Annotated in this window: 12 protein-coding genes; 4 read left to right on the forward strand and 8 right to left on the reverse strand. The window is 72.3% G+C overall.

The features are described from left to right. Window positions 1–148 precede the first annotated feature (148 nt). Window positions 149–877, forward strand: coding sequence for a FadR/GntR family transcriptional regulator (locus tag ACWCQK_RS00645; RefSeq protein WP_451150324.1), 729 nt, complete (start codon window positions 149–151; stop codon window positions 875–877). A gap of 125 nt (window positions 878–1,002) precedes the next feature. Here ACWCQK_RS00645 and ACWCQK_RS00650 read toward each other — a convergent pair whose 3' ends face one another. The 6 genes from ACWCQK_RS00650 to ACWCQK_RS00675 form a co-directional block, all read right to left on the reverse strand. Beyond that, window positions 1,003–4,023: an alpha-mannosidase gene (locus ACWCQK_RS00650; protein ID WP_451150326.1), complete on the reverse strand. Its 3,021-nt coding sequence runs from the start codon at window positions 4,021–4,023 to the stop codon at window positions 1,003–1,005. Window positions 4,024–4,054: 31 nt separating this feature from the next. Next, window positions 4,055–6,127: an endo-beta-N-acetylglucosaminidase gene (locus tag ACWCQK_RS00655; RefSeq protein ID WP_451150328.1), complete on the reverse strand. Its 2,073-nt coding sequence runs from the start codon at window positions 6,125–6,127 to the stop codon at window positions 4,055–4,057. Further along, entirely contained in the window at window positions 6,124–7,380 is a 1,257-nt protein-coding gene (locus ACWCQK_RS00660) for a glycoside hydrolase 5 family protein (RefSeq protein WP_451150330.1), read from the reverse strand. Before ACWCQK_RS00660 ends, ACWCQK_RS00655 begins: the two co-directional genes overlap by 4 nt. A gap of 131 nt (window positions 7,381–7,511) precedes the next feature. After that, the gene (locus ACWCQK_RS00665; RefSeq protein WP_451150332.1) at window positions 7,512–8,417 is read right to left on the reverse strand and encodes a carbohydrate ABC transporter permease; all 906 of its coding nucleotides are present in this window, start codon (window positions 8,415–8,417) and stop codon (window positions 7,512–7,514) included. Then, on the reverse strand, window positions 8,414–9,316 hold the full coding sequence (locus tag ACWCQK_RS00670; protein WP_451150334.1) for a carbohydrate ABC transporter permease: 903 nt from the start codon (window positions 9,314–9,316) through the stop codon (window positions 8,414–8,416). The genes ACWCQK_RS00665 and ACWCQK_RS00670 overlap by 4 nt, the downstream gene beginning before the upstream one ends. Window positions 9,317–9,322: 6 nt before the next feature. After that, window positions 9,323–10,615 carry an ABC transporter substrate-binding protein gene (locus ACWCQK_RS00675; protein ID WP_451150336.1) on the reverse strand — a complete coding sequence of 431 codons (1,293 nt, stop codon included), beginning with the start codon at window positions 10,613–10,615 and terminating at the stop codon, window positions 9,323–9,325. A 263-nt stretch (window positions 10,616–10,878) separates the two neighbouring features. Here ACWCQK_RS00675 and ACWCQK_RS00680 point away from each other — a divergent pair, with 263 nt between their 5' ends. Together ACWCQK_RS00680 and ACWCQK_RS00685 are read left to right on the forward strand one after the other, a co-directional pair. Further along, on the forward strand, window positions 10,879–11,934 hold the full coding sequence (locus ACWCQK_RS00680; RefSeq protein WP_451151750.1) for a LacI family DNA-binding transcriptional regulator: 1,056 nt from the start codon (window positions 10,879–10,881) through the stop codon (window positions 11,932–11,934). Window positions 11,935–12,210: 276 nt separating this feature from the next. Then, complete coding sequence (locus ACWCQK_RS00685) at window positions 12,211–13,575, forward strand: amidase (RefSeq protein WP_451150338.1); 1,365 nt, start codon at window positions 12,211–12,213, stop codon at window positions 13,573–13,575. Window positions 13,576–13,614: 39 nt separating this feature from the next. On the opposite strand, the gene ACWCQK_RS00690 is transcribed toward ACWCQK_RS00685, so the two are convergent. Continuing rightward, window positions 13,615–14,097 carry an N-acetyltransferase family protein gene (locus tag ACWCQK_RS00690; protein WP_451150340.1) on the reverse strand — a complete coding sequence of 161 codons (483 nt, stop codon included), beginning with the start codon at window positions 14,095–14,097 and terminating at the stop codon, window positions 13,615–13,617. A 61-nt stretch (window positions 14,098–14,158) separates the two neighbouring features. Next, a complete protein-coding gene (locus tag ACWCQK_RS00695; RefSeq protein WP_451150342.1) occupies window positions 14,159–14,332 on the reverse strand; it encodes a hypothetical protein in 174 nt (57 codons plus the stop codon). A 461-nt stretch (window positions 14,333–14,793) separates the two neighbouring features. Between ACWCQK_RS00695 and ACWCQK_RS00700 the strand changes: the two genes are divergently transcribed. Beyond that, the gene (locus ACWCQK_RS00700) at window positions 14,794–15,243 is read left to right on the forward strand and encodes a hypothetical protein (RefSeq protein ID WP_451150344.1); all 450 of its coding nucleotides are present in this window, start codon (window positions 14,794–14,796) and stop codon (window positions 15,241–15,243) included. Window positions 15,244–15,358: the final 115 nt, after the last annotated feature.

The following is a 15,358-nucleotide window of genomic DNA, read 5'->3' on the forward strand; positions in this document are numbered from 1 at the left end:
TTGAGCGTCATCGAGCAGTTGCCCGCATATTTATCAGACCACTTCGGGCCCGCAACACCCTTCGACAGCAATTCTCCGGGGTTTCGAGGCATAGTGGTCCGACCACCTTGGTGGCTAGACTGCGGCGCACAGCAACAGGAGGAGCGGTGTGGACGAGACCGTGACGCGAGGGGCGGACTCCGGACCCGCCGCGCAGAAGGGCACGGTGACGCAGCGCGCCATCGAGCGGATCAAGGCGCTGATCGCGGAGGGGCTGCTGGAGCCGGGCCAGCGGCTGCCGACGGAGCGCGACCTCGCGGCCCAACTGGGCATCTCGCGCAGCTCGATGCGCGAGGCGATCCGCGCGCTGACCGTCATGGGCGTCCTGGAGGCCCGGCACGGCTCCGGCATCTACGTCACCCAGCTGGAGGCCGGGGACCTGCTGGAGACGTTCGGCGTCGTCGCCGACCTGTCCCGCGGCCCGCGTCTGGTGGAACTGCTGGAGGTGCGCCGGGTGCTGGAGTCGACGGCCACCGCGCTGGCCGCCGCGCGGATCACACCGGAGCGGCTGGCCGAGGTCGAGAAGCACCTGACGGCGATGAACGCGACCGACGATCCGGAACGGATCCTCGCCCACGACCTCGCCTTCCACCGCGAGATCGCGGCGGCCGCCGGCAACGACACCATGGCCGCCATCCTGGAGGGTCTGTCCTCCCGCACCTTCCGCGCCCGCGTCTGGCGCGGTTACCAGGAGGAGGGTGCCTTCGCACGCACCCGCCGCGAGCACGCCGCGATCCACCGCGCCCTGGTCGCCCGGGACCCGGAGGCGGCCAGGGCGGCCGCCGCCGCGCACGTGGGGGAAGTGGAGGAGTGGCTGCGCGGCCAGGTGGGGGCGTAGGCGACAGGTGCTCGCGGGCGGGGTGCGTGGGCGGACGGGGCGCGGGCGGGGACGTGGCCACCGGGGTGCGGGCGGGGGCCGGCGCGCTCCCGCCCTGACCGCCGGCACCCCGCCCCGCCCCGGGTTCAGGCCCGCGTGAGCCGCAGCGTGACCAGCTCGAAGGGACGCAGCCGCAACCCGACCGCGCCGCCGTCGGCTTCGGGCGCCGCCGCCCCGGCGAGCGGACGCTCCAGCAGATCGGTCACCGTCACGCGCGCCACCTCGAAGCCCGCCGTCAGCGTGGCCCGTACCCGTCCCCCGTGCGCCTCGTGGCAGCGCACCACCACGTCACCGCTGCCGTCGTCGGCCAGCTTGACCGCCGTGACGACCACCGCGTCCCGGTCGACCGTCACCAGCGGGACGACCTCCCGCCCGCCGCCGACCCGCCGCGGGGGCTGGTTGATCCGCCAGCCCTCGCGCACCGCGTCGCCGACGGCGGCGCCCGGCACCAGCGCGTGCCGGAAGCGGTGCACACCCTGGTCGGTCTCCGGGTCGGGGAAGCGCGGGGCACGCAGCAGGGAGACGCGGACCGTGGTGGTCGTGCCCCGGTCGCCCTCGGTGCGCACGGTACGGGTCACGTCGTGGCCGTACGTCGAGTCGTTGACCAGCGCCACGCCCCAGCCGGGCTCCTCCAGGTGCACGAAACGGTGGTTGCAGGCCTCGAACTTGGCCGCCTCCCAACTGGTGTTGGTGTGCGTGGGCCGGTAGTGATGCCCGAACTGGGTCTCGGACGCGTACCGTTCGGCGTGCACGTCCAGCGGGAACGCCAGCTTGAGGAACTTCTCGGTCTCGTGCCAGTCGACCTCGGTGTCCAGGACCAGCCGCCGCTCCCCCGGCGCCAGCGTCAGCACCTGGGTGACGCGCGAGGCACCGAAGGACCGCACGATCCGCACCGACCCGGCGTCCGCGCCGGGGGCGACCTCGTCGGCGTCGGTCAGGTCGGTGACCGTGTTGCGGTAGAACTCGTCCACGTCCCAGGCGTCCCACAGGTTGGGGAAGTCGGGGTGGAGCTGGAGAAGGTTCGCCGCCCGGCCGGGTGCGACCGTCTCGCGGTCCGCCGCGATGTCGTACGCCGACACGACGAGACCCTCGGCGTCGATCCCGACGCGCAGGAGGCCGTTGTCCAGGACGTACCCACCGTCGGGTCGCGGGGTGAGCGCGGTCCGCCCCTCGTTCACCGCGGTCGCGGCACCGCCCGCCGGGATCCCGTCCCTGGAGTGCGGCGCCGCGTTGAAGACCAGCGGGATCGTGCCCTCACCGGCCAGGGCGCGCTGGGCCGCGTCGATGATCGCGTCGAGCTCGCCGGCCAGCCGCGCGTAGGTCGCCCGGGCCTCCCGGTGCACCCAGGCGATCGACGAGCCGGGCAGGATGTCGTGGAACTGGTGCAGGAGCACCGTCTTCCAGATCCGGTCCAACTCCTCGTAGGGGTAGGGGAATCCGGTACGGACGGCCGCCGTGGCGGCCCACAGTTCGGCCTCCCGCAGGAGGTGTTCGCTGCGCCGGTTGCCCTGCTTGGTCCTGGCCTGGCTGGTGAGGGTGGCGCGGTGCAGTTCGAGGTAGAGCTCGCCGACCCAGACGGGAGCGTCGGGGTACTCGGCCTCGGCCTTGTCGAAGAACTCCCGCGGGCTCTCCCAGACCACGGTCGCCGAGCCTTCGAGGTCGCGCAGCCGGGCCGCCTTGGCGACCATCTCCCGGGTGGTGCCGCCGCCTCCGTCGCCCCAGCCGGTGGGGGCGAGGGAGTGCCGCGCGACGCCCTTGTCCTTGAAGTTGGCCGCCGCGTGGGCTATTTCGCTGCCCTTCATCGAGCAGTTGTAGGTGTCGACGGGCGGGAAGTGGGTGAAGATCCGCGTCCCGTCGATGCCCTCCCAGCGGAAGGTGTGATGCGGGAACTTGTTCACCTGTGACCAGGAGATCTTCTGGGTCAGCAGCCGGGTGGCGCCCGCGGCCCTGATGATCTGCGGCAGTCCGGCGGCGAAGCCGAAGGTGTCGGGCAGCCACGCCTCGTCGTTCTCGACGCCGAACTCGTCGAGGAAGAACCGCTTGCCGTGCACGAACTGCCGGGCCATCGCCTCGGAGCCGGGCATGTTGGTGTCGGACTCGACCCACATCCCGCCGGCCGGCACGAACCGGCCGTCCGCCACCGCCTTCTTCACCCGGGCCCACACCTCGGGCCGGTGTTCTTTCACCCAGGCCCACTGCTGGGCCTGCGACATGGCGAAGACGAAGTCCGGCTCGTCCTCCAGGAGCGCCGTCATGTTGGAGGTGGTGCGGGCGACCTTGCGGACGGTCTCGCGCAGCGGCCACAGCCACGCCGAGTCGATGTGCGCGTGGCCGACGGCGCTGATCCGGTGGGCGGAGGGCACGGCGGGGGCGGCGAGCACCTCGGTGAGGTGGGAACGGGCGCCCGCCGCTGTGGAGTTGACGTCCTGGAGGTCGATCGTGTCCAGGGCCCGCTCCACCGCACGCAGGATGTCCCAGCGGCGGGCCGACTCCACCGGCAGCTCGGCCATCAGCTCGCCGAGCACCTCCAGGTCCATGACGAGCTGCCAGACGGTCTCGTCGAAGACCGCCAGGTCCATGCGGGCGAGCGTGTACTGGGGTTCGACGCCGGCGGTGTCCTTGTCGCCGAGCCGGGTGGGCAGGAAGGGGTGGTAGTCGAGGATGACGGGGTTGGAGGCGGCCTCGATGTGCAGCAGCACCTCTTCGCCGCCCGCCGCGGGCGCGCCGACGCGGACCCACTGGTTGCGCGGGTTGAGGCCCTTCACCGGGGTGCCGTCGGGCCGGTAGACCAGGCCCTCGCACTGGAATCCGGGCATGTTCTCGTCGAAGCCGAGGTCGAGGATCGCCTCGACGGTCCGGCCGGCCCACGCCTCGGGCACGGTCCCGGCGACCCGGAACCAGCTGGTGCCCCAGGGAGCACCCCACCGGGCGCCGACCCGGATCGGCTCGGGTTCGCCGGCGAGTCCCTCGGCGACCGGCACCGGTTCGCCGGGGGCGTGCCACACCGACACGTCCAGCGGCACCGACTCGGGGTACACGGCGGGGCGGACGCGCTCGTCGAGGACGCGCCTGAGGCGGGCTTCGACCAGGCTGCGGTCGTCATGCATGCGGGGTGCTCCGTTGCTGGGTCGGGGATGGTTACCAGGTGTGCGTGACGGTCACGGGGGCCGACGACGTGTACAGCTCCCCCACGGCACGCAACTCCAACCGCGCCTGTGTCTCTCCCTGTTCGGGCCGCAGACCGGTGACGAAGTAGGCGCGCTGGCAGGTGCCGCCCAGGAAGCGGCGGGTGCCGTCGGGCAGCAGCCGGTGCAGCGTGTAGTGGCGTACGTCGCCGGGGGCGGCGGTCCACGCCAGGCGCAGGTCGCCGCCGGACGCCGCGGTGACGTGCGGGTCCAAGGGCGCGGCCGGCGTGCCGACCGTGTCGCGGACCGCGAGCCCGCCCAGCCGCCAGCGCACCGGGCCTGCGGTCGCGGTGAGCCGCACGCCCAGCGCGTGGACGGTCCCGGACAGGCCGCTGAGCGGGACGGCCACGGTCCGCCAGCCGTCGGGCGACTCGTCGGCCGAGCCGGCCCTCCTGCTGCCCGCCCGGTTCACGGGGTTCACGGGCAGATACGTGTACGCGGGTGTCGCGCCCGCGGCGCTCGGCTCCGTGGTGGCCACGGCGAGCTCGACAGTCACCGCGCCCGCGTCCGTCCGGTGCGTCAGCTCGACGACCGTGTCGGCACCGATCGGCAACCGGGTCGCGTACACGTCCAGCACGGCCGGCTCGTCGAGTCCGCCGTCGACCAGCACGCTGCTGCCACCCCGCCAGGCGTCCGCGAAGTCGAAGGCGACGGTCGGCCGCTCCCCCCGCGTCCGCACCACCCACTGCCGAGACGGCAGCCGGTCCTGGAGCCCGAGATGGTTCCACGGGACGTCCGAGGTGACCGCCCCCTCCTCGTACCACCGCAGCCCGTGCCCGGTGTTGAAGACGCTCGCGAACGGCAGCGAGGTCACCGTCGAGCGGTCCGCGACCGACACCGCGGGGGCCCGCCAGGGGTCGGTGGTGTCGGGCCGCGAGGGATCGAGCGACCGCCCGCTCCAGAACCGGTCGTCGGCGGCGTGGAAGGCACCCGGGGTCCTGCCGCCCGTAGGCAGGTGGTTACGGGTCCACTCGGGGCGGTAGAAGCCGAGGGAGGCGATGTGCGCTCGGTTCGCCGGCACGATCGCGTCCCAGTTCACGCCCGAGTTCGAGCCGTTGGACTCGACGTCGACGCCCGCCCACAACTCGTAGGGACTGCGGCCGAGTTGCAGGGCCTTCTGGCCGGAGGAGGCCAGGGTCCCGGCCGACCAGCGGAAGTCGACGAACATGTCGTCGGCCGCCTGGAAGAACGCCTGGTTCTGGCTGTCGAGCGCGCCCTGCCAGCTCACCGTGCCGTTGACGGTCATCGCGTCGTACCAGGTGACCCGCTGTCCGCGGGCCGCCGCGAGGGACTTCAGCTCCCGCACGAAGCCGAGCATGTCCGTGCCCAGCGCGGTGTTCCCGCCACTCGTCTCGGCGTTGACGAACCAGCCGTCGAAGCCGTACGCGGCCGCGACCGCGACGAGCCGCTCCGCGAGCGGGTAGTGCCCGGCCGCGTCCTTCTGCACCAGATCCCGCGTCCACCGCAACTGCCCGCCGTAGGCGGTGGGCGGCAGGAAGATGTTGCCGAGGACCGGCACGCCGTGCCGGTGGGCCGCGTCGACGATCGGCGCGTTCGGGGCGAGGATCAGCCCCTCGCCGGACGAGCCGCCCCAGAACACCAGCTCGTCGAGGTAGGACCAGTGGGTGAGCGCGTAGTAGTCGGCGGTGGCCGAGCCCTGGGACGGATTGCCGGAGGTCGGTCCGAAGGAGACCAGCGACTGGACACGGGCCTGTCCCGTGCGGGCGGTGCCGTTCGCGGGGGCCGGGGTGAAGCGGGCCGCGAGCGGCACGGACGCGGCGTTGAAGGCGAGGTCCGCGTCCCCGGCGGCCGTCCAGGTCTTCAGACTGCGCCAGGTGATGCCGGTGCCCGGGGTCCCGGAGGGCAGCGAGTCCGGGTACCAGTAGGAGGCGTACGGCGGGAGCGCGGTGGCGTCGGCCTCGGCGGCCGTGGTGGCGTCGGCGTTCGGCGCCGCGAAGGCGGGCGGCGGCGACAGCAGGGCGGCCGTCGCGCCGGCGAGCAGGACGGTGCGTCTGGTGGGGTTCACGAGCTGGTGCCTCCTGGTGGGGTGTGGAGTACCTGATCGGGAGTGACGACCTCGGTGATCCCGCGGTCGGCGAGGTGGTCCTTGTCCTCCGCGCGCGCGTCGAGGACGGTGGTGGGGCGGGCGCCGTCGGCGGTGAGCCGGAAGAAGGCGTCGAAGACGGGGCCGCCGGGTGCGCAGACCGAGCGGGTCGAGGGGTCGGCGGGTACGACGAGCGCCGTGGTGCGGGCGGCCGGGGCCGACCGGGGTTCGCGGGCCGCGCGCGCGAGTGCGTGCGCGAGGTCCTTGGGCCGCCGGTCGTTCGTCAACAGACCCAGTCCGTATTCGAGTTCGGGAAAGTCCGCGAGATCGCGGGACACGTCGTGGGAGCACCACCAGGTGATGCCCCACAGTCCGGGGCAGTCCAGGGCGTTCGCGACGGTCGCCGCGGTGAAGGCGGCGGCGTGCTCGGGCGGCACCAGCGGCGCGGGGGCGCCGACCTCCTGGAGCCAGACCGGGCGCCGCGGGTCGTCGGCCCAGGCCTTGCCGAGTTCGATCAGGTACGCGGCGTGGTGCTCGGCGGGGACGGAGGTACGGCCGTGCCGCTGGGCGGTGCCGTTGAAGACCCAGGAGTGGACGGCCGTCAGGGCGCCGCGCCGGGCGGCCTGGGCGGGGGTGAAGGGCTGGTCGTCCTGGTACCAGGTGGCGTCGTACTCGGCGTGCAGATGGAGCCTGCCGGGCGCGCCCTCCTCGCAGGCGGCGAGCATGCGCTCCAGCCAGGCGTCGATCTCGTCCGGCGTGGCCCGGTCGGGGTCCGGGTGGGGGCCGGCCGAGAACTGGTTGACCTCGTTGCCGAGGGTCATGCCGAGGAAGTTGGGGCGGTCGGCGAGGGCCGCGGCCAGGGTGCGCAGATAGGCCGCCTGGCCGTCGAGGACGTCCGGGTCGGTGAAGAGGTTGCGGCGGTGCCAGGTGCGGGTCCAGGCGGGCAGGAAGTCGAAACTGCTCAAGTGGCCTTGCAGGCCGTCCACGTTGACGTCGAGACCGCGTTCGGCGGCGGCGTCCACGAGCCGGACCAGGTCCTCGACGGCGCGCGGGCGGATCAGGGTGCGGTTGGGCTGGAAGTAGGGCCACAGCGGGAAGACCCGGATGTGGTCCAGGCCCAGCGCGGCGATGGAGTCGAGGTCGGCGCGCACGGAGTCGAGGTCGAAGTCGAGCCAGTGGTGGAACCACCCGTCGCTCGGGGTGTAGTTGACGCCGAAGCGCACGGCAGCAGGCATACGGAAGTCCTTGGACGGGGCGGCCACTGGAACGGGAGCGGGAGTGGGAGTGGGATGGGGAACAGGAGCGGGAGCGGGAACAGGAACGAGCTCCGGAGCGGCAGCAGGAAGGGGAACGGGCATCAGGCGGTTCAGCCCTTCACCGCGCCCTCCCCCACCCCGCGGAAGAAGTACCGCTGCAGACAGGCGAACAGGGCGATCAGGGGCGCGACGGCGATGACCGTGCCGGCGGCGACGAGCCGTTCGTCGTTGGCGAAGGTGCCGTGCAGGTAGTTGAGGCCGATGGTCAGGGTGAACCGGGACGGGTCGCTGAGCACGATGAGCGGCCACAGGAAGTCGTCCCAGGCGCCCATGAAGGCGAAGATCGCGACGACGGCGAGGGTCCCCTTGACGGCGGGCAGCGCGATCCGCAGGAACCGCTGCCACACGTTCGCGCCGTCGACGTAGGCCGCCTCCTCGATCTCGTAGGGCAGGTTGCGGAAGGCGTTGCGCATGAGCAGCACGTTCATGGCGCCGATGCTGCCGGGCAGCACCACGGCCACGAGGGTGTTGTTCAGGCCGAGTTCCCGCATGGTCGTGAACTGGGCGATGATGATGCCCTCCACGGGCACGAGCATCGCCAGGACGAAGGCGAGGGTGGTGGCGCGGCGGCCTCGGTAGCGCAGCCGGGCCAGGGCGTAGCCGGCGAGCGCCGAGCCGACGCAGTTCGTCACGACGTTGGCGCCGGCGACCTTGAGCGAGTTGAGGGCGTAGTCCCAGACGGGGATGGTGGCGCCGACCCGCTCGTAGTTGTGCGGGGTGGGGTGTTCGGGCAGGAACGTCGGCGGCGTGTCGTAGATGTCCTCGGTCGGACCCTTGAGCGAGGTGGACAGCTGCCACAGGAACGGGCCCACGGTCAGGGCGAGCACGGCCAGCAGCAGCGCGTAGCGCAGGACGAGTTCTCCCACCCGGACGCGGCGGCCGTACTCGTCGGCGACCCGGGGTTCCCGGGCGGCGGCCGCCTCCCGGACGGGCCGCACCTTCTCGGCGACGCTCATGCCCGCTCCCTCCGGTCGGCGCGCAGCACGAGCAGCATCAGCGCGACGGTCACGACGAAGACGACGACGGAGAGCGCGGAGGCGTAGCCGACCCGGCCGGTCAGACCGGTTCCGGTGCGCTGGACGAGCATGACGAGCGTGGTGTCCTCGCCCGCCGGGCCGCCGCTCGGGCCCGCCATCAGGTACACCTCGGAGAACACCTTGAACGCGGCGACCGAGGACAGCGCGGCGACCAGCACCATCGTGGAGCGGACGGCGGGGACGGTGACGCTGAGGAAGCGCCGTACCGGGCCCGCGCCGTCCACGGCGGCGGCCTCGTGCAGTTCGCGCGGCACGTCGGCGAGCGCCGCCAGATAGATGATCATGTAGTAGCCGAGGCCCTTCCAGACCGTGACGGCCATGGCGCTCAGCAGAAGCAGCCACTGGTCGCTGAGGAAGCCGACCCGGCCGAGGCCGACGGTCTCCAGCAGCGAGTTCACCAGGCCGCGTTCGTCCAGCAGCCACACCCAGATGAGCCCGACCACGACGATCGAGGCGACGACCGGGGTGTAGAAGGCGGAGCGGAAGAAGGTGATGCCGGGGATGTTCTTCCGCACCAGCAGGGCGAGCAGCAGGGGCAGGACGACGAGTGCGGGGACGACACCGACGACGTAGAGGGTGCTGTTGCGCAGGCCGATCCAGAACATGTCGTCGTGGAGCAGTTCGCGGAAGTTGGCGAGTCCCACGAAGTGGCCCGGGATCAGGGTGCGGCGGTCGGTGAAGGCGTTGACCAGGGTGGAGACGAACGGGTAGAGGATGAAGACGCCGATGATCAGCAGTCCGGGGGCGGCGAACAGCCAGGGGCTGCTGGGCAGTTGGCGCCGAACCCGGGACGCCCGGGGCACGGTGGGACTCGTCATGACGGTTCAGCCCTGCTGCTGGAGCAGCCGGTCGCAGGCCTTGACAGCGTTGTCAAGAGCCGCCTTGGGGCTTTCCTTGCCCTGGAGGGCCTTGGCGACCTCGTTGCGCAGCGCGGTCTTCATCTGCTCGCTGAACAGCACCGGCGTGTAGTTGACCGCCGTCTTCAGGGACTTGGCGGCGGCGACGCGGACGCGCGTCTCGTCGGTCCCGTCCTCCTTGGTGAAGTAGGGGTCGTCGAGCGAGCCGGCGGTGCTGGGGAAGATGGCGACCTGCTCGGCGAACGACATCTGGTGGCGGGCGTCGGTCACGTAGTGCGCGAACGCGACGGCGGCGGGTTTCCGCCCGCTCCGCGCGTTGACCATCACGCCCATGACGTACATGTTGGCGTGGCCGGTGCTGGTGATCTGGTCGGTGATGCCGATGTTCTTGTAGAGGCCGGGCGCCTGCTTCTTGAAGTTGCCGAGGTCCAGGGCGCTGCCGGGGTTCATGGCGACGGCCTCGGTGAGGAACTTCTTGCCGGACGACTCGGGGGTGGCGGTCAGCGCCTGCGGGTCGAGGGCCTTGGCGTCGTAGAGCTGCTTGTACCGGGTGAGGAGTTCGACGCCCTTCGCGTCGTTGAAGGCGAAGCCGGTGCCCCGCTGGTTCATGAGCGCGACGCCGTAACGGCCGAAGTCCTCGACGGTGGGCACGTTGGCGAGGGTGGCGACCTTTCCGTCGCTCCTGTGCGCCAGTTCCAGCGCGTCCGTGAAGAGTTCGTCGTACGTCCTCGGCGGCTGCTCGGGGTCCAGTCCCGCCTTCTCGAACAGCGACTTGTTGTAGAACAGCGGGCCGGTGTTGAGGTACCAGGGGAAGGCGTACGTGCCGGTCGTGCCCGGTATCCGGTGGCTGGCCCAGGCGCCGTCCAGGTACTCCTCGCGGTACTGGGCCGCCGCCTTGTCGAGGTCGAGGGCGAGGCCCGCCCGGGCGAGCGGGGCGACGAGGTCCGGGGAGACGTTGACGACGTCGGGGAGGGTGCCGCCGGCCGCGTCGGCGCTGATCTTGTCGGCGTAGCCCTCGGCCGGCTGGTCGATCCACTTCACATGGGTGCCGGGGTACTGCTTCTCGAAGTCGGCGATCAGGCCCTCGAAGTACGGCTTGAAGTTGGCCCTCAGGTTCCAGGTCTGGAAGGTGATGTCGCCCTCGACCTTGCCCGAGGCGTCGGCCGATCCGCCGTCGTCGCCTCCCGAGCCGCAGGCGCTCAGCGGCAGGAGGACCACGGCGACGGCAGCGGCGACGAGGGATCTGCGGGAGATGCGCACGAGGGTGGCTCCTTTTGCGGGTGGGGGGTGGCCGTTGGGTGCCGGGGCAGACCTTGCACGTCACACTCCGGGCACGTCAATGGATTCGACCCGACTAAATTCATTAGTTCAGAGAATGTGCAGGTCAGACGGCAATTGATCACTCCTTGCGGACGATCACTAATGCGCATTAGATTTATCTCACTCAAGCGCATTAGTGCGTCGTTTCGGTGGAATGAGGAACAGCGGTGGCGGAAAAGCGCTCCCTGGCACGCCGGCCGACCATGAAGGACATCGCGCAACGCGCGGGTGTCTCCCAGAGCGCGGTCTCCTTCGCGCTCAACGGCCGTCCCGGGGTCTCGGAGGTCACCCGGGACCGGGTGCGCCGGGTGGCCGAGCAACTGGGCTGGCGGCCCAGCACGGCCGCCCGCGCACTGTCCGGGGAGGGCGCGGCGACGGTGGGCTTCGTGCTGGCGCGGCCGGCGGCGACGCTGGGTGTGGACTCCTTCTTCCTGCAACTGGTCTCCGGCATCCAGGAGGTGCTGGCGGAGCGTCATCTGGGCCTGCTGTTCCAGGTGGTGGAGGACATCACCGACGAGTGCGCGGTCTACCGGCGGTGGTGGGCCGAGCACCGGGTCGACGGCGTGCTGGTGGTGGACCCCCGCACCGACGACCCGCGCCCCGGGCTGCTCGACGAACTCGGCCTGCCCGCGGTGGTGATCGGCGGGCCGCCGGACGAGCGCCACCCCGGGTTGTCGACGGTGTGGGCGGACGACGCGGCCGCGATGGCGGCGGCCGTGGACCGGTTGTGCGCGCTCGGCCACCGGCGGATCGCGCACATCGCCGGGCTGCCCGGGCTCGCGCACACCGAGCGCCGGATCCGCGCGCTGCGGGCCGAGGCCGAGCGGCGCGGTCTGACCGAGGTGCGCTCGGTGACCACCGACTACTCGGACGCGGAGGGCGCCGCCGTGACCCGCCGGGTGCTGCGCGGCACGGATCCGCCGACCGCCCTCGTCTACGACAACGACGTGATGGCCGTCGCGGGCGTCGACGCGGCGGCGGACCTGGGTTTCTCGGTGCCGGCCGACGTGTCGGTGGTGGCCTGGGAGGACTCGGCGCTGTGCCGCATGGTCAAGCCGTGGCTGTCGGCTCTCTCCCGCGACAGTGTGCAGTTCGGACGTACGGCGGCCGAGGAACTGGTCGCGCTGCTGGACGGGGGCAGGGCCCGGACCGTCCGCGTGCCGGTGCCACGCCTGGTGGAGCGGGACAGCACGGCGGTGGCGCGGGCCGGTGACCGGGACGGCAGGCGACGCACGGAGGTGGCCGGCACCGGCGGGTGAGCGGGAGAGCGGGAGAGGAGAACGGAGCACACGGGTGGCCCCGGCCCCCGCCGGGCCGGCGGGGGCGGCCGGGTCCGCAAGGGTCGGCGGGAGCGGCCGGGTCCGCAAGGGGTCGGCGGGAGCGGCCGCGTCCGCAAGGGGTCGGCCGAGGTCCGCGGGGGTCGGCCGGCGGGTCGCGAGAAGGCGATCACCACCTCTCGACGCGGGGCGTGCGCCGGTGCAGAGTTCTCCCTACGTACGCGCCAGTAGCACCACTCCGTCCCTATAGGAGCGCCCGTGACCAACTGGGTCGGCCGGACCGCCGCCGAGATCGCCGCCGCCGTCCGCGAGAAGCGGGCCACGCCCCGCGAGGTGGTGGCCGAGCACCTCGCCCGCATCGAGCGCCTCGACGGCCGCGTCGGCGCCTTCCGTACCGTGCGGGCCGAGGCGGCCCTGGCCGAGGCCGACGCGCTGGCGGAACGAACCGACCTCGGCGAACTGCCCCTGGCGGGCGTGCCGGTGGCCGTCAAGGACAACCTGGCCGTGCGCGGCGAGTCCACCCGGGTCGGCTCGGCGGCCACACCCGACACGCCCGCCGACGCCGACCATGTCACCGTGGCCCGGCTGCGGTCGGCGGGCGCGGTGGTGGTGGGGCTGACCAATGTGCCGGAGCTGTGCATCTTCGGCACCACGGAGGGCGTGCACGGCACGTCCCGCAATCCGTGGGACACCTCGCGCACGGCGGGCGGTTCGTCGGGCGGCAGCGCCGCCGCGGTCGCCGCCGGGATGGTGCCGATCGCGCTGGGCAACGACGGCATGGGCTCACTGCGCATCCCGGCCGCCAACTGCGGGCTCGTCACCGTCAAGCCGGGCCACGGCGTGGTGCCCGCCGGCATCAGCGACGGCGACTGGTTCGGCATGTCCGAGAACGGTCCGCTGGCCACGACGGTCGAGGACGCCCGGCTGATGTTCTCGGTCCTGGCCGACACGGAGGTCGTACGGGAGGCGGAGCCCGGCAGCCACCGGATCGCCGTCTCGGTGCGCAGCCCCCTGGCCGGGGTCACGATCAGCGCGCCGTACGCGACCGCCGTACGGGAGGCCGCCCGGCTGCTGGCCGACGCGGGGCATCAGGTGCGGCGGGCCGAGCCGCCGTACCCCCTGTCGCTCGGTGTCACCTCGCTGGCGCACTGGACGGCGGGCTCGGCCGTCGACGCCCGGGGGCTCGACCCCCGGCTGCTGGCCCGGCGCACCCGGGTGCACGCCCTGGTCGGGCAGCGGTTCCTGGAGGGGGTACGCACCGGGGAGGGCCGCGAGCGGCTGCGCCGGCGCCTGGAGCCGTTCTTCGCCGAGCACGAGGTGCTGCTCACCCCGGCCCTCGCCCGGCGTTCTCCGAGGTCGGCGCCCTGGCACGAGCGTGGCTGGCTGCGCAACGTGCTGGTCAACACGCACTACTCGCCGCTGACCCCGCCGTGGAACCTCACCGGCTGGCCCGCGATGGCGGTGCCGTTCGGCACGCTGCCCTCGGGCGCCCCCACCGCCGTCCAGCTGGTGGGTCTGCCCGGGTCGGAGGGGCGGCTGCTGCGGCTGGCCGAGCAGCTGGAGGAACTGCGGCCCTGGCGCCGGACGGCGCCGCTCGACCAGGGCTCCGCGACATCGGGCTGATCCCGAACGGCAGGCTCCGGGCCTCGCTTCGGGCGGGTGTCAGAGCGCCTTGTGCATGAGGTGCAGTCCGACCGGGCCGTGCCGCGGGTGCTCGTACGCCTCCGGCACGGTGCCCAGGACGGTGAAGCCGAGGGACGTCCACAGCCGTACGGCCGGGTTCGTCTCGACCACGGCGTTGAACACCATGGCGCGGTAGCCGGCGGCCTTCGCCTCGGCCAGGACGTGCTCGGCGAGGGCGCGGCCGGTGCCCCGACCGGCCCGGTCGGGGTCGACCATGAAGCCGGCGTTGGCGACCCGGGCGGCGGGGCCGGCGTAGTTGGCGGTGAGATAGGCGGAGCCGACCACCGCTCCGGCCGCGTCCTCGGCGACGTAGACGCGCTTGGCCGGGCTCATCCACAGGGCGCGTGCCGCCTGCTCGGAGGTGTCCGGGTCCCAGGTGTACGTCTCGGCGGCGGCGACGATGCGGTGCCAGAAGGGCCAGATCCGCGGCCAGTCGTCGGCGGTGGCTTCTCTGATCGGCATGGGCGTGAGTCTCGCACGCCCATGCGTCCGGCGATCGCGATGGTCCTGCCCCGGGACGGGGTCAGTCCACGCTGGGCAGGATGTGCGGCTCGGCGAGGTCGTCCTCGTAACCCGCCAGGCGGATCGGGGCGGACCGGGCCCACACGTCGAGGCTGCCGAGCTGTCCGTTCCGGCGGCCCGCGCGCTCCGAGGGTTCCTTGGGGCGCTCCTCGCGATTCGTCTTCTCTGGTGTCACCGCGCACTCCTTATGTGTCGGTCACCCTCGGGACGTGCCGACCGGTTCTCCGGCCTCTTCTCGACGCCCGCTCGGGTCCTGCTGACGGCGGTTCGGACGCGGTGGCGCCGGTTGAGTCACAGTGAGAGCAGGCCGTTGTGGACCGGCTTGTCCCATGACGGACTCCGGGTGTGGGTGGGACCCCTTGCTGCTGTCCGTCGGCTACAGAGTAACCAAATGAGCGGGTAAGCGCTCAGTGGGGAGTGAAAACTTGGGGTAACTATCGCAAGTCACTCACGCGCACTCTCCTTTGATTTAAACCTCATTGAACCGCTTCGCGCCTTTCGTCATTCACTCGTTCGGCCTACTTCGCCCAAAGTGACGCCGAGACGGCCAGGCAGTTCAAGTGCCGTTGGCCCGGTGGCAAGCAGGCCATGATCTGCTGGCGTACCGCAACGGCTGTCTCGCGGGAGGACCGACGCATGGAGCTGCGCAGCGTCGAGGAGCTGATGGACCTGCTGTACGCCTCCCGGGGCGTCCGCGACACCCGGGTGCCCGGCCGCACTCCGGTCGACCTGCACGAGCACGCGCTGCGGACGGCGGCGCTGCTGCGCCGGAGCCGCCCCGCGGACAAGGAACTCCAGGTGACCGGGCTGGTGCACCCCATAGGCCAGCTGCTGCGGCCCGGCGACCCGGCCGGGCAGGCCGACCACGCGGCCGACGCCGTGCGCCTGCTGCTCGGCGACCGGATCTCCCGGCTGATACGCCGGCACCCCTGGCTGGGCCCTCCGGCCGACGACGAGCTGGCGACCCTGCGCCACGCGGCCGAGGAGGGCCGCACCACCGGGTTCGACGCCGGCGTCCTGGAGGACTGGCGCACCGTCCTGGAACTGGTGGCCGAGCGCCACTCGACACTGCGCACGGTGGACTGAGCACCGTGAGCACCACGGACTGAGCACCGGGCACGGCGGATCAGGCGGGGCGGATCATCCCGTACGTCGGATCGCTTACGGCGGACCACGCACGGTGGACCGAGGGCTGTCGTCC

It is taken from the genome of Streptomyces sp. NPDC002306 (assembly GCF_053593435.1).